This is a genomic window from [Pantoea] beijingensis (genome assembly GCF_022647505.1).
Lineage (GTDB): Bacteria > Pseudomonadota > Gammaproteobacteria > Enterobacterales > Enterobacteriaceae > Erwinia > Erwinia beijingensis.
This window is the reverse complement of sequence record NZ_CP071409.1, coordinates 1,026,682-1,041,592: the sequence shown is the minus strand read 5'-3', so window position 1 is coordinate 1,041,592 and position 14,911 is coordinate 1,026,682. Positions and strand designations below refer to the sequence as shown.

The following is a 14,911-nucleotide window of genomic DNA, read 5'->3' as shown; positions in this document are numbered from 1 at the left end:
ACGCCCAACGACGTTTTCATACACGTCAAGCGTGGCAAGGATGATGGCACAAGCCGTTTTACAGGGGATAAATGCACATCAGTGTCGATCCTAAACACGTTGGACAAGCATTTGATGCCCTTGCCCCCCTTACTGATCCAACAGTTCACTGGAAGGTCACCAATATGGAACACCCCTCTTTAAAAGCGGGTACTGATAATCGAGCGGTGTCAAATACACAATTCCCCCTTTATATCAAACCTGACAATGTTGACGGAACCTGCAATCCCGAATGTCTCCGGCGAGTAAAAGATTTGATTAATACTGTTGAAGACAGGCTCAGCACTAGCCAGATAAAGTAAAGCGAGCAAAGAAAATCGGCATTCTTCAAATTGATGACAACCTGACGACAACAGAAAGAACTGGGCGAGGCCGGTAGCGTCGTCCTGTATTCCTTCACGCTGAACATGGCCTATAACTGTAATAAATTACTGTTCCACATACTGTTCCTTTGCGCTGCCTGTATCCCGCAAAGAATCTTGTTGCTACCCCAATTTGTCAATTTTCACGTTAAACCCAATTAATTATTCCCGGCACACAACAAAAAAAGTGGAAAATCATTAGAATCAAACGATGATAACTTCATCGGGAGTGAGAAATGAGCCAACGCGGATTGGAAGCGCTGTTACGTCCTAAATCCATTGCAGTGATTGGGGCATCAATAAAGACGGAACGCGCAGGCTATCTGATGATGCGCAACCTGTTGGCGGGAAATTTCAACGGTCCGATTCTTCCAGTTAATCCTAAATATAAAGCCGTCTGCGGCGTACTGGCATGGCCAGATATCGCCAGCCTACCGCTATCTCCTGATTTAGCCGTGATTTGCACTAACGCGAGTCGTAATCTGGAGCTGTTGCAACAGCTTGGCGAACGAGGCTGCAAAGCCTGTATTATACTTTCAGCCCCGGAGGAACAACTCAACGCGCTAAAAACGTGCGCAAGTAAATGGCAAATTCGTCTGCTGGGGCCAAATAGTCTTGGGTTACTGGCCCCATGGCAAGGTCTGAATGCCAGTTTCTCCCCTGTCCCGATTCAGAAAGGTAAGCTGGCGTTTATCTCGCAGTCATCTGCCGTCTCCAATACGATTCTTGACTGGGCACAGCAGCGCCAACTGGGGTTCTCTTGGTTTATTGCCCTAGGTGATAGCCTTGATATCGACGTTGATGATCTGCTGGATTTCCTGGCTCGGGATGGAAAAACCAGTGCTATTTTGCTTTATCTTGAACATCTCAGTGATGCACGACGTTTTGTTTCTGCCTCACGAAGCGCCTCACGTAATAAACCAATACTGGTGATTAAAAGTGGACGCAGTAGCCGTGCACAGACGTTACTCAGAACGCATGCTGGCCTTGATGCCACCTGGGATGCGGCAATCCAGCGCGCCGGACTGCTACGCGTACAGGATACCCATGAACTCTTCTCCGCAGTGGAAACCCTTAGCCATATGCGCCCGCTGCGCGGCGAGCGCCTGATGATCATCAGCAATGGTGCGGCGCCTGCAGCGCTAGCGCTGGATGCGCTGGATGCGCGTAATGGCAAGTTGGCTACATTAAGTCCGGACATTCAGACAACACTGCGAGCACTGCTGCCTGAAAATATTCTTCCCTCTAACCCGCTTGATTTAAAAGATGATGCTTCCGCAGGACGCTACCAGAAAACAATTGAGCTGCTTCTTAATAGCCACGATATTGATGCTCTAATGATCGTCCACGCGCCAAGTGCCGTAGCACCGGCAACCGTGACAGCACAACAGATTATTGAAACCATTAAGCAACACCCACGTGGCAATATTGTTACCATCCTCACCAACTGGTGCGGTGAGTTTTCTTCTCTGGAGGCGCGTCGGGCTTTTAGTGATGCAGGCATTCCTACTTACCGTACACCCGAAGGATCGATAACGGCATTTATGCATATGGTTGAGTATCGACGTAATCAGAAGCAGCTTCGTGAAACGCCAGCGCTTCCGGTGACGCTTCAGCAGGATACTGCGCATGCGCATCAACTCATTCGGCAAGCATTAAATGATGGCGTAACGTCGCTGGATACCCATGAACTTCAGGCGATCCTTCAGGCTTACGGGCTTTGTACTCTGCCTACGTGGATTGCCAATGACAGCGTCGAAGCGGTACATATTGCCGGACAAATTGGCTACCCTGTCGCGTTAAAACTACGTTCCCCGGATATTCCTCATAAATCAGAAGTTCAGGGCGTTATGCTATATCTGCGAACGGCCAGCGAAGTTCAGCAGGCGGCAGATGCCATTATCGATCGCGTTAAGTTTGCATGGCCACAGGCGCGTATTCATGGTCTGCTGGTGCAAAGTATGGCCAATCGCGCGGGCGCGCAGGAATTACGTATCGTGGTTGAACAGGACCCACTCTTTGGGCCCGTGATTATGCTGGGTGAAGGCGGCGTCGAGTGGCATGCTGACAGCCAGGCTGCAGTGGCTCTCCCCCCGTTGAATATGACACTGGCTCGCTATCTGGTGATACAGGCAATAAAAAGCGGCAAAATTCGTAACCGAAGCGTTTTAGCCCCGTTAGATGTTACCGGCATCAGTCAGGTCTTGGTTCAGGTCTCAAACCTGATCATCGACTGCCCTGAAATTCATCGGCTCGATATTCATCCATTACTGGCGGTCGGCAGTGAATTTACCTTGCTGGACGTGACAATGCAGCTAGCTCCGTTCTCTGGTAATGCCGAAACTCGGCTGGCTATCCGTCCCTATCCTCATGCCCTTGAAGAACAGGTTGAAATGAAAGATGGAGCGCACTGTCTGTTTCGCCCGATTCTGCCTGAGGATGAACCGTTACTTAAACGGTTTATTGCCAGGGTGACCAAAGAGGATCTCTACTACCGTTATTTTAGCGAAATCAATGAGTTTACGCATGATGACTTAGCCAACATGACACAGATCGATTACGATCGTGAAATGGCTATCGTTGCGGTTCGTGAACATAACGGAGAAATGGAGATCATCGGCGTAACCCGCGCAATCTCTGATGCAGATAATACCGATGCCGAATTCTCCGTACTGGTGCGCTCCGATTTGAAAGGTTTAGGTTTAGGTCGCCGACTTCTGGAAAAAATGATTGTTTATACCCGTGAGCATGGCTTGTTGCAGCTTAATGGCATCACCATGCCAGGCAATCGGGGAATGATTATGCTGGCCCGAAAACTCGGCTTCAATGTTGATGTCCAATTCGAAGAAGGTATCGTGAGCCTGACTTTACCGCTGGATAAAACCATCAATCAACCTTGTACAGAAAGGTAAAAGTAACGCCTTCCGGTCTCGTTGATGATAAGATCCGCGGTTAGAATTATGATTTATCGGCAAAAGCCTAATTAATGAATAGAGAAGAAGCGCACTGTGATGTTGTCTAAATTTAAGCGCAATAAACACCAACAACACCTTGCACAACTGCCAAAACTGCCTCAACCAGTTGCTGATGTGACAACGCTGTTTACGCCGGCTGATTTCCGTAAAACGCTACTTGAAAAAATTAGCGGCGCTAAGCGCCGTATTTGTATCGTCGCACTTTATCTGGAAAACGATGATGCTGGCCGTAGCGTGATGTCCGCACTTTATGATGCTAAACGTGCCCGGCCCGAACTGGATATCAGCGTGTTGGTTGACTGGCATCGTGCTCAACGCGGACGTATTGGCGCTGCGGTATCGGCTACGAATGCAGACTGGTATTGTGAGATAGCCTGTGCCAACCCTGAGTACCCGATTCCTGTTTATGGTATTCCGGTCAATACTCGGGAAGCGCTGGGCGTCCTTCACCTTAAAGGGTTTATTATTGATGACACGTTGCTTTATAGCGGGGCGAGTATCAACGATGTCTATTTGCATCAGCATGACAAGTACCGCTACGACCGGTATCAGCTTCTGACAAACCGCCAACTTTCAGACACGATGGTTAAGTGGATTGATAAAAACCTGAAATCCGCTGAGGCCGTACACCGTCTTGATCAATATGAGCGCCCCAAAAGTCCGGAAATAAAAAACGAAACACGCCAGTTTCGCCAGGATTTGCGTGGTTTTGATTATGAATTTCAAGGCAGTGCCAGTAACGAAGAACTGGCGGTGACCCCTTTGGTTGGATTAGGCAAACACAGCCTGTTGAATAAAACTATCTATCATCTTATGCCTTGCGCAGAGCGAAAGTTAACACTGTGTACGCCCTACTTTAACCTTCCAGCCATTCTGGTACGCAACATCATTTGGCTACTTCGTCGGGGTAAAGAGGTTGAGATCATCATTGGTGATAAAACCGCTAACGATTTTTATATCCCAGAGGATCAGCCTTTCAAAATTATTGGAGCGCTACCTTACCTCTATGAAATTAACCTGCGACGCTTTCTTAGCCGTCTGCAATACTACGTGACCGCAGGCCAGTTGACGGTACGTCTATGGAAAGATGGTGAAAACAGCTATCACCTCAAAGGGATGTGGGTTGATGATGAGTGGATGCTGATTACCGGTAATAACCTGAATCCTCGTGCATGGCGCCTTGATCTGGAGAATGCGGTATTAATTCACGATCCTTTACAACAGTTGGCTGAACAGCGTGAACGTGAGCTACAGTTGATTCGTACCCATACCAAAGTAGTTAAACATTTTCGCGACCTTGAAAGTATCGCGGACTATCCCGTTAAAGTACGTAAATTAATCCGGCGTTTGCGTCGTATCCGGATTGACAGGTTAATTAGTCGCATCCTGTGACAGTTGCAGGCAGATACCCACTGCGTAACTGAGGTGGACAGATGCAGCTTGACGTACATGGTCGATGTTCGGTTTTCTATCGGGTGTAAAATGGTTAAATTGCTGCTTGTTTCTTTACTGCTTTGCTCCGGTTGTAGCCACCAGGCACAAGATAACTGGACCGGGCAGGATAAAGCTCAACATTTTATCGCATCAGCCATGCTTTCTGCAGCCGGTAATGAATACGGTCAAAAACAGCATTGGAGCGAAACCCACAGCAACAGTTTTGGTTTGCTCTTTTCCATTAGTCTGGGGGCAACAAAAGAGCTGTACGACAGTCGCGCCGCAGGAAGCGGCTGGAGCTGGAAAGATTTGACCTGGGATGTAGCCGGTGCAGCCACCGGCTACGCATTATGGAATTTGGGGCACTAATCAGAGTTTAATCCCTTTCCCCCTGCGGTGTAGCATCAACGAGACCAGAAAGGCAATGGCACCCATGCCGGATACATACCAGAAAAATATCGTTTCATTGCCTGCCGCTTTAAGGGATAGCGCAACGTACTCCGAAGAACCACCAAAAATAGCATTTGCCAGCGCATAGGAAAGTCCGACACCTAACGCACGCACTTCAGGGGGAAACATCTCAGCCTTCAGGATCCCACCGATTGAGGTATAAAAACTGATCATCAGCAGGGCAAGCATCACCAAAGAGAAAGCAAGCCAAGTACTGTGTACACTTTGCAGGATTGTCAGTATCGGTACCGTTAACAGAGTAGCGCATCCCCCAAAAATTAGCATTGAGCTGCGGCGACCAATTTTATCGGATAAGGCTCCGATGATCGGCTGGATCAGCATAAAAACGAATAGTGCAGCCGTCATTAAGCCACTCGCAGTTTTCGCATCCATCCCGGAAGTATTTACCAGGTACTTCTGCATGTAGGTTGTGAAAGTATAAAAACTCAGCGAGCCACCGGCGGTGAAGCCCACGACCATAATAAAGGCACGTTTATGCTTCCATAATCCTCGCAGGCTTCCTGCGTCTTCATGCTGGCGTACACTGCGGTCGGAAGTTTCATTCAAAGAGCGACGTAGAAATAACGCAACAACGGCCAATACGGCTCCCAGAGCAAAAGGTATGCGCCATCCCCACGTACGTAGATCGTCATCCGATAGTACGTGCTGCAGAATGACTACCGTTAACAGTGCCAGCAGTTGCCCACCGATTAATGTCACATATTGGAAAGAGGCATAGAAACCTTTACGCCCTTCTATCGCCACTTCACTCATATAGGTGGCGCTAGTACCATATTCGCCCCCTACTGAGAGCCCCTGAAAAAGCCGAGCCAGGAGCAACATAACAGGAGCCCAGATTCCTAATGTGGTATAACCCGGTAAACAGGCAATAATCAGCGACCCGAAGCACATCATGCATACCGAAATAAGCATGGATTTTTTCCGTCCATGCTTATCGGCAATGTAACCAAAGAGCCAGCCCCCGATCGGTCGCATTAAAAAGCCGGCGGCAAAGACACCTGCAGTTTGAACCAATTGTGTTGTGGTATTTCCGGATGGGAAAAAAATATGTGCAAAATAGAGTGAGCAGAATGAATACACATAAAAATCAAACCACTCGACCAGGTTCCCTGACGATGCGCCAACAATAGCCCAAATACGTTTTTTGGTATCCGTGTCTTGCTCTAACATTTTACTCTCTTGTTCAGTGATCATATTAGCCATCTTAATGACTTCTCCATTTCCTTGTGATGAAAATCGCCAACGTGGTAGTAAAACACTTCCTCTGAATGTTAAGAAAATCTTTTATGATTAGCCGTTGTATTTTGTGAGGTAAGTTGCATTTAGGGAAGTAAGGCGATGAAAACGGAGAGAATAATCAGCATGTGAGCCGTAACAATTATGGCGTGCTCGGAGGGGGGAGGTGGCATTCCCCGCGGTTAACTCAGGGGCCAAAAACAAAAAAAAGCCCCCCGCTTTCGCAGGAGGCTTCTTTCTTTATTTGATGCCTGGCAGTTCCCTACTCTCGCATGGGGAGACCCCACACTACCATCGGCGCTACGGCGTTTCACTTCTGAGTTCGGCATGGGGTCAGGTGGGACCACCGCGCTAGTGCCGCCAGGCAAATTCTTTTCGTGACGCTCATTCTGCGCCACTGATTCTTTATCCGTTTACAAGCCGAAAATCTTATCGTCTCTCTACCAAAACGCCTCTGGCGTTGTAAGGTTAAGCCTCACGGGTCATTAGTACCGGTTAGCTCAACGCATCGCTGCGCTTACACACCCGGCCTATCAACGTCGTCGTCTTCAACGTCCCTTCAGGACTCTCAAGGAGTCAGGGAAGACTCATCTCGAGGCAAGTTTCGCGCTTAGATGCTTTCAGCGCTTATCTTTTCCGCACTTAGCTACCGGGCAATGCCATTGGCATGACAACCCGAACACCAGTGGTGCGTTCACTCCGGTCCTCTCGTACTAGGAGCAACCCCTCTCAGTCTTCCAGCGCCCACGGCAGATAGGGACCGAACTGTCTCACGACGTTCTAAACCCAGCTCGCGTACCACTTTAAACGGCGAACAGCCGTACCCTTGGGACCTACTTCAGCCCCAGGATGTGATGAGCCGACATCGAGGTGCCAAACACCGCCGTCGATATGAACTCTTGGGCGGTATCAGCCTGTTATCCCCGGAGTACCTTTTATCCGTTGAGCGATGGCCCTTCCATTCAGAACCACCGGATCACTATGACCTGCTTTCGCACCTGCTCGAGCCGTCACTCTCGCAGTCAAGCCAGCTTATGCCATTGCACTAACCTCACGATGTCCGACCGTGATTAGCTGACCTTCGTGCTCCTCCGTTACGCTTTAGGAGGAGACCGCCCCAGTCAAACTACCCACCAGACACTGTCCGCAGCCCGGATAACGGGCCTACGTTAGAACATCAAACGTTAAAGGGTGGTATTTCAAGGTCGGCTCCACGCAGACTGGCGTCCACGCTTCAAAGCCTCCCACCTATCCTACACATCAAGGCTCAATGTTCAGTGTCAAGCTGTAGTAAAGGTTCACGGGGTCTTTCCGTCTTGCCGCGGGTACACTGCATCTTCACAGCGAGTTCAATTTCACTGAGTCTCGGGTGGAGACAGCCTGGCCATCATTACGCCATTCGTGCAGGTCGGAACTTACCCGACAAGGAATTTCGCTACCTTAGGACCGTTATAGTTACGGCCGCCGTTTACCGGGGCTTCGATCAAGAGCTTCTCCTTGCGGATAACCCCATCAATTAACCTTCCGGCACCGGGCAGGCGTCACACCGTATACGTCCACTTTCGTGTTTGCACAGTGCTGTGTTTTTAATAAACAGTTGCAGCCAGCTGGTATCTTCGACTGGCTTCAGCTCCGGGAGCAAGTCCCTTCACCTACGCGCCAGCGTGCCTTCTCCCGAAGTTACGGCACCATTTTGCCTAGTTCCTTCACCCGAGTTCTCTCAAGCGCCTTGGTATTCTCTACCTGACCACCTGTGTCGGTTTGGGGTACGATTCAGTGTTACCTGGAGCTTAGAGGCTTTTCCCGGAAGCAGGGCATTTGTTACTTCAGCACCGTAGTGCCTCGTCATCACGCCTCAGCCTTAAAGCACCCCGGATTTGCCTGGGATGCAAGCCTACACGCTTAAACCGGGACAACCGTCGCCCGGCTAACATAGCCTTCTCCGTCCCCCCTTCGCAGTAACACCAAGTACGGGAATATTAACCCGTTTCCCATCGACTACGCCTTTCGGCCTCGCCTTAGGGGTCGACTCACCCTGCCCCGATTAACGTTGGACAGGAACCCTTGGTCTTCCGGCGAGCGGGCTTTTCACCCGCTTTATCGTTACTTATGTCAGCATTCGCACTTCTGATACCTCCAGCAACCCTCACAGGCCACCTTCAACGGCTTACAGAACGCTCCCCTACCCAACAACGCATAAGCGTCGCTGCCGCAGCTTCGGTGCATGGTTTAGCCCCGTTACATCTTCCGCGCAGGCCGACTCGACCAGTGAGCTATTACGCTTTCTTTAAATGATGGCTGCTTCTAAGCCAACATCCTGGCTGTCTGGGCCTTCCCACATCGTTTCCCACTTAACCATGACTTTGGGACCTTAGCTGGCGGTCTGGGTTGTTTCCCTCTTCACGACGGACGTTAGCACCCGCCGTGTGTCTCCCGTGATAACATTCTCCGGTATTCGCAGTTTGCATCGGGTTGGTAAGCCGGGATGGCCCCCTAGCCGAAACAGTGCTCTACCCCCGGAGATGAGTTCACGAGGCGCTACCTAAATAGCTTTCGGGGAGAACCAGCTATCTCCCGGTTTGATTGGCCTTTCACCCCCAGCCACAAGTCATCCGCTAATTTTTCAACATTAGTCGGTTCGGTCCTCCAGTTAGTGTTACCCAACCTTCAACCTGCCCATGGCTAGATCACCGGGTTTCGGGTCTATACCCTGCAACTTAACGCCCAGTTAAGACTCGGTTTCCCTGCGGCTCCCCTATACGGTTAACCTTGCTACAGAATATAAGTCGCTGACCCATTATACAAAAGGTACGCAGTCACCCCATTAAAGAGGCTCCCACTGCTTGTACGTACACGGTTTCAGGTTCTTTTTCACTCCCCTCGCCGGGGTTCTTTTCGCCTTTCCCTCACGGTACTGGTTCACTATCGGTCAGTCAGGAGTATTTAGCCTTGGAGGATGGTCCCCCCATATTCAGACAGGATACCACGTGTCCCGCCCTACTCTTCGAACTCACAGCAGGTGCATCTTCGTGTACGGGGCTTTCACCCTGTGTCGCGCGACTTTCCAGACGCTTCCACTGATGCACAAGCTGATGATGGTTCCGGGCTCCTCCCCGTTCGCTCGCCGCTACTGGGGGAATCTCGGTTGATTTCTTTTCCTCGGGGTACTTAGATGTTTCAGTTCCCCCGGTTCGCCTCATGCCACTATGTATTCATGACATGATAGTGCAACGGATTGCACTGGGTTTCCCCATTCGGGTATCGCCGGTTGTAACGGTTCATATCACCTTACCGGCGCTTATCGCAGATTAGCACGCCCTTCATCGCCTCTGACTGCCAGGGCATCCACCGTGTACGCTTAGTCGCTTAACCTCACAACCCACAGGCGTTTTGCAACGCACATGTGTCGTGATAATTTGAGAGACTCGAACACACCGCCTTCATTCTTTATTACGGAAGAATGACGCGACGTGTCGTTTCAATTTTCAGCTTGTTCCGGATTGTTAAAGAGCAAATATCTCAAACGTGACTCGTAAGCCAGTTTTGAGATATTGTATCAGTTGTGTCTTTCACCCACAGCCGGCAAGTGGCGTCCCCTAGGGGATTCGAACCCCTGTTGCCGCCGTGAAAGGGCGGAGTCCTAACCGCTAGACGAAGGGGACACGAATAGTGTCACGACTTCGCAGCCGTCTTGCTCATTACATCTATCAGACAATCTGTTGTGGACACTGCGCCGGAAGGTATCTTCAGGTAAGGAGGTGATCCAACCGCAGGTTCCCCTACGGTTACCTTGTTACGACTTCACCCCAGTCATGAATCACAAAGTGGTAAGCGCCCTCCCGAAGGTTAAGCTACCTACTTCTTTTGCAACCCACTCCCATGGTGTGACGGGCGGTGTGTACAAGGCCCGGGAACGTATTCACCGTGGCATTCTGATCCACGATTACTAGCGATTCCGACTTCACGGAGTCGAGTTGCAGACTCCGATCCGGACTACGACGCACTTTATGAGGTCCGCTTGCTCTCGCGAGGTCGCTTCTCTTTGTATGCGCCATTGTAGCACGTGTGTAGCCCTGGTCGTAAGGGCCATGATGACTTGACGTCATCCCCACCTTCCTCCGGTTTATCACCGGCAGTCTCCTTTGAGTTCCCGGCCGAACCGCTGGCAACAAAGGATAAGGGTTGCGCTCGTTGCGGGACTTAACCCAACATTTCACAACACGAGCTGACGACAGCCATGCAGCACCTGTCTCACAGTTCCCGAAGGCACCAATCCATCTCTGGAAAGTTCTGTGGATGTCAAGACCAGGTAAGGTTCTTCGCGTTGCATCGAATTAAACCACATGCTCCACCGCTTGTGCGGGCCCCCGTCAATTCATTTGAGTTTTAACCTTGCGGCCGTACTCCCCAGGCGGTCGACTTAACGCGTTAGCTCCGGAAGCCACGCCTCAAGGGCACAACCTCCAAGTCGACATCGTTTACGGCGTGGACTACCAGGGTATCTAATCCTGTTTGCTCCCCACGCTTTCGCACCTGAGCGTCAGTCTTCGTCCAGGGGGCCGCCTTCGCCACCGGTATTCCTCCAGATCTCTACGCATTTCACCGCTACACCTGGAATTCTACCCCCCTCTACGAGACTCAAGCCTGCCAGTTTCAAATGCAGTTCCCGGGTTGAGCCCGGGGATTTCACATCTGACTTAACAGACCGCCTGCGTGCGCTTTACGCCCAGTAATTCCGATTAACGCTTGCACCCTCCGTATTACCGCGGCTGCTGGCACGGAGTTAGCCGGTGCTTCTTCTGCGGGTAACGTCAATGAAAAAGGTTATTAACCTCTCTCCCTTCCTCCCCGCTGAAAGTACTTTACAACCCGAAGGCCTTCTTCATACACGCGGCATGGCTGCATCAGGCTTGCGCCCATTGTGCAATATTCCCCACTGCTGCCTCCCGTAGGAGTCTGGACCGTGTCTCAGTTCCAGTGTGGCTGGTCATCCTCTCAGACCAGCTAGAGATCGTCGCCTAGGTGAGCCGTTACCCCACCTACTAGCTAATCTCATCTGGGTTCATCCGATGGTGTGAGGCCCGAAGGTCCCCCACTTTGGTCTTGCGACGTTATGCGGTATTAGCTACCGTTTCCAGTAGTTATCCCCCTCCATCGGGCAGATCCCCAGACATTACTCACCCGTCCGCCACTCGTCACCCGAAGAGCAAGCTCTTCTGTGCTACCGTTCGACTTGCATGTGTTAGGCCTGCCGCCAGCGTTCAATCTGAGCCATGATCAAACTCTTCAATTTAAAGTTTGATTTGCTTCAACTCGTGAAGCGATGCTCAAGGAAAACGTCGTAATGAATTTATTACGTGTTCACTCTTAAGACTTGATATTTTTTACGTCCGGAGACGTTGATATCAATCCTGCGAGTGCCCACACAGATTGTCTGATAAATTGTTAAAGAGCGGTGCAGTCAGCGGCTTCGCCTGCTGCTGCGAGGTGGCGTATATTACGCTTTCCCCTTTCAGAGTCAACCCTTTTTAAGGAGGTTTTTTCTCTGGCGGTTCAGTGTGTTCTGAACCTCTGACCCGGCGGCCTGTAAGCCGTTGTTCCGTGTCAGTGGAGGCGCATTATAGGCAGTTCCTGACGGCTGACAAGTGTTAAATCAAAGAAATATCTCAACCGCTTACTTTTCAGGCAAAATACTCTCAATTCACCTTCAACTGCCTATTTTACAGACAAAAACGGGCCATCAAGGCCCGTTCTATACGTAATAATCATTTATTGATGGGCAACAATAGTGCCATCCTTCACATCCATCTCGATTGTTTTCCCGGGAACTAATGCCCCAGAAAGAATCTGCTGCGCCAATGGGTTTTCGATTTGTTGCTGGATCGCCCGTTTTAAAGGACGTGCGCCATAAACCGGATCGTACCCATGCTCAGCGAGCTGTGTTAGCGCCTCATCAGAGATATGAATAGTGAAACCTCGCTCTTCCAGACGATCGTAAAGGCGTTGCAGCTGAATCTTCGCAATAGAAGCGATGTGTTTCTCACCCAGCGGATGAAACACCACGAGCTCGTCAATGCGGTTGATAAACTCCGGACGAAAATGATGGCCGACAACCGTCATCACCACTTCTTTCATTTCGCTGTAGTTCAGATTGCCAAAACGCTCCTGGATCAAATCGGAGCCCAGATTAGATGTCATAATCACAACGGTATTACGGAAATCGACCGTTCTGCCCTGTCCATCGGTGAGGCGTCCATCGTCCAGCACCTGCAACAAAATGTTGAATACATCCGCATGAGCTTTCTCTACTTCGTCAAGCAAAATGACTGAATAAGGGCGCCGCCGCACAGCCTCGGTGAGATAGCCGCCTTCTTCGTAACCAACATATCCTGGAGGTGCCCCCACTAAACGCGATACAGAGTGTTTCTCCATAAACTCTGACATGTCGATACGAACCATGGCATCATCGCTATCGAACAAGAAGTTCGCCAGTGCTTTACAAAGCTCCGTTTTCCCGACGCCCGTTGGCCCAAGGAACAGGAAGGAACCAATAGGGCGATTCGGGTCAGCCAGTCCAGCTCGACTGCGCCGGATTGCGTTCGACACGGCTTCAACAGCCTCATCCTGGCCAATCACACGCTGATGCAACTGCTGCTCCATGCGCAATAGCTTATCTCGCTCACCTTCCATCATTCGGTCGACAGGGATACCAGTCCAGCGTGCGAGTACATCTGCAATCTCGACGTCGGTAACGCGATTGCGCAGCAGGCGCATGGTTTTCCCTTCTGACTGGGTAGCCATTGCCAGTTGCTTTTCCAGTTCCGGGATTTTGCCATATTGCAACTCAGACATTTGAGCCAAATCACCCATGCGGCGGGCCTGCTCCAGCGATAATTTAGCCTGCTCCAACTCCGCCTTGATAGTTTGCGTACCAGAGAGTGAGGCTTTTTCTGCCTTCCACTCCTCTTCAAGCTCTGAATATTCCCGCTCTTTCTGGCCTAGCTCATCTTCCAACATTTCCAGACGTTTGATGCTGGCATCATCCGACTCTTTTTTCAGCGCTTGCTGTTCCAGTTTAAGCTGGATTATGCGCCGCTCAAGACGGTCAAGTGACTCTGGTTTGGAGTCAATCTGCATACGTATACTGGAAGCCGCCTCATCAATAAGGTCAATGGCTTTATCGGGTAGCTGGCGATCGGCAATATAACGATGTGATAACGTTGCCGCCGCGACAATAGCCGGATCGGTAATTTGTACATGGTGATGTAGCTCATACCGTTCTTTCAAGCCGCGTAAAATCGCGATGGTGTCCTCAACACTAGGCTCCGCGACAAATACTTTCTGGAAACGACGCTCCAGCGCAGCATCTTTTTCAATATACTGGCGATACTCGTCAAGCGTGGTGGCGCCAACACAGTGAAGTTCACCACGGGCCAGTGCAGGCTTCAGCATGTTACCCGCATCCATTGCCCCATCCGCTTTTCCCGCGCCAACCATAGTGTGCAATTCATCGATAAACAGGATAACGTTGCCTTCCTGCTTTGAGAGATCATTAAGTACGCCTTTTAAGCGCTCTTCAAACTCTCCGCGATATTTGGCACCCGCGACCAATGCACCCATGTCCAATGCCAGTACACGACGACCTTTAAGCCCCTCGGGAACTTCACCGTTGATAATTCGCTGAGCGAGCCCTTCAACGATGGCAGTTTTACCTACGCCCGGTTCACCGATCAGGACTGGATTGTTTTTAGTACGGCGCTGTAATACCTGAATCGTACGACGGATCTCTTCGTCACGGCCAATGACGGGATCAAGCTTGCCCATTTCAGCCCGCTCCGTGAGATCGATAGTATATTTTTTCAAAGCCTGTCGCTGATCTTCCGCTCCCTGGTCATTCACGCTGTCTCCTCCTCGTATTTGTTCAATTGCTTTCGTTAACCTGTCGCTGGTAGCTCCTGCAGATTTAAGGAGATCGGCCAGCGAACCACGGGAGTCGAGTGCAGCCAAAACGAAGAGTTCAGAAGAGATAAAATTGTCGCCACGCTTTTGTGCCAGCTTGTCGCAAAGATTGAGCACACGCACCAGGTCGGCAGAGGGCTGAATATCACCATCCGTACCTTCCACCTGTGGCAAACGGCTAAGAGCTTGTTCTATGCTGCTACGTAATACTGTAACGTCCGCCCCCGCAGTCGTCAGTAGCGGACGCACAGATCCCCCTTCCTGATTAAGCAAGGCGCTCATCAAGTGCAGAGGTTCAATGAATTGGTTATCACGCCCAAGAGCAAGAGATTGGGCATCGGCAAGTGCAAGTTGAAATTTGTTAGTAAGACGATCCAGACGCATAATTCCTCCCATACAGGTCAAAATGCTACTGGAGATTAAATGAGGTTAAAC

Annotated in this window: 6 protein-coding genes, 1 tRNA gene and 3 rRNA genes; 4 read left to right on the top strand and 6 right to left on the bottom strand. The window is 50.5% G+C overall.

What is annotated here, in order from left to right:
* Positions 1 to 71: 71 nt before the first annotated feature.
* From J1C60_RS04670 to J1C60_RS04650, 4 genes are all read left to right on the top strand, one after another.
* Positions 72 to 341, top strand: a complete 270-nt coding sequence (locus J1C60_RS04670) for a hypothetical protein (RefSeq protein WP_128175826.1) — start codon at positions 72 to 74, stop codon at positions 339 to 341.
* 296 nt (positions 342 to 637) lie between these two features.
* Positions 638 to 3,313: a bifunctional acetate--CoA ligase family protein/GNAT family N-acetyltransferase gene (locus J1C60_RS04665; protein ID WP_128175825.1), complete on the top strand. Its 2,676-nt coding sequence runs from the start codon at positions 638 to 640 to the stop codon at positions 3,311 to 3,313.
* A gap of 99 nt (positions 3,314 to 3,412) precedes the next feature.
* Positions 3,413 to 4,768, top strand: coding sequence for a CDP-diacylglycerol--serine O-phosphatidyltransferase (gene pssA / locus J1C60_RS04655; RefSeq protein WP_128176028.1), 1,356 nt, complete (start codon positions 3,413 to 3,415; stop codon positions 4,766 to 4,768).
* Positions 4,769 to 4,858: 90 nt separating this feature from the next.
* Positions 4,859 to 5,179: a YfiM family lipoprotein gene (locus J1C60_RS04650; protein ID WP_128175823.1), complete on the top strand. Its 321-nt coding sequence runs from the start codon at positions 4,859 to 4,861 to the stop codon at positions 5,177 to 5,179.
* On the opposite strand, the gene J1C60_RS04645 is transcribed toward J1C60_RS04650, so the two are convergent.
* The 6 genes from J1C60_RS04645 to clpB all read right to left on the bottom strand — a co-directional run bounded on the left by J1C60_RS04645 (position 5,180) and on the right by clpB (position 14,872).
* The gene (locus J1C60_RS04645) at positions 5,180 to 6,475 is read right to left on the bottom strand and encodes an MFS transporter (protein ID WP_229655815.1); all 1,296 of its coding nucleotides are present in this window, start codon (positions 6,473 to 6,475) and stop codon (positions 5,180 to 5,182) included. It lies immediately after the preceding gene.
* A gap of 291 nt (positions 6,476 to 6,766) precedes the next feature.
* Positions 6,767 to 6,882, bottom strand: a 5S ribosomal RNA gene (gene rrf, locus J1C60_RS04640).
* A 99-nt stretch (positions 6,883 to 6,981) separates the two neighbouring features.
* Positions 6,982 to 9,889, bottom strand: a 23S ribosomal RNA gene (locus J1C60_RS04635).
* Positions 9,890 to 10,104: 215 nt separating this feature from the next.
* Positions 10,105 to 10,179: transfer RNA gene (locus tag J1C60_RS04630), tRNA-Glu, on the bottom strand.
* A gap of 89 nt (positions 10,180 to 10,268) precedes the next feature.
* A 16S ribosomal RNA gene (locus J1C60_RS04625) occupies positions 10,269 to 11,810 on the bottom strand.
* The 16S, 23S and 5S rRNA genes sit together here with 1 tRNA gene alongside, the layout of an rRNA operon.
* A 476-nt stretch (positions 11,811 to 12,286) precedes the next feature.
* Positions 12,287 to 14,872 (bottom strand): ATP-dependent chaperone ClpB, encoded by a 2,586-nt coding sequence (gene clpB / locus J1C60_RS04620; RefSeq protein WP_182611448.1) that lies wholly within the window; start codon positions 14,870 to 14,872, stop codon positions 12,287 to 12,289.
* Positions 14,873 to 14,911: the final 39 nt, after the last annotated feature.

Excerpts from the sequence above, each read along its gene's own strand:
- J1C60_RS04645 (WP_229655815.1), bottom strand. The coding sequence starts at position 6,475 with ATGATCACTGAACAAGAGAGTAAAATGTTAGAGCAAGACACGGATACC.
- J1C60_RS04665 (WP_128175825.1), top strand. The coding sequence starts at position 638 with ATGAGCCAACGCGGATTGGAAGCGCTGTTACGTCCTAAATCCATTGCA.
- J1C60_RS04670 (WP_128175826.1), top strand. The coding sequence starts at position 72 with ATGCACATCAGTGTCGATCCTAAACACGTTGGACAAGCATTTGATGCC.
- clpB (WP_182611448.1), bottom strand. The coding sequence starts at position 14,872 with ATGGGAGGAATTATGCGTCTGGATCGTCTTACTAACAAATTTCAACTT.
- pssA (WP_128176028.1), top strand. The coding sequence starts at position 3,413 with ATGTTGTCTAAATTTAAGCGCAATAAACACCAACAACACCTTGCACAA.
- J1C60_RS04650 (WP_128175823.1), top strand. The coding sequence starts at position 4,859 with ATGGTTAAATTGCTGCTTGTTTCTTTACTGCTTTGCTCCGGTTGTAGC.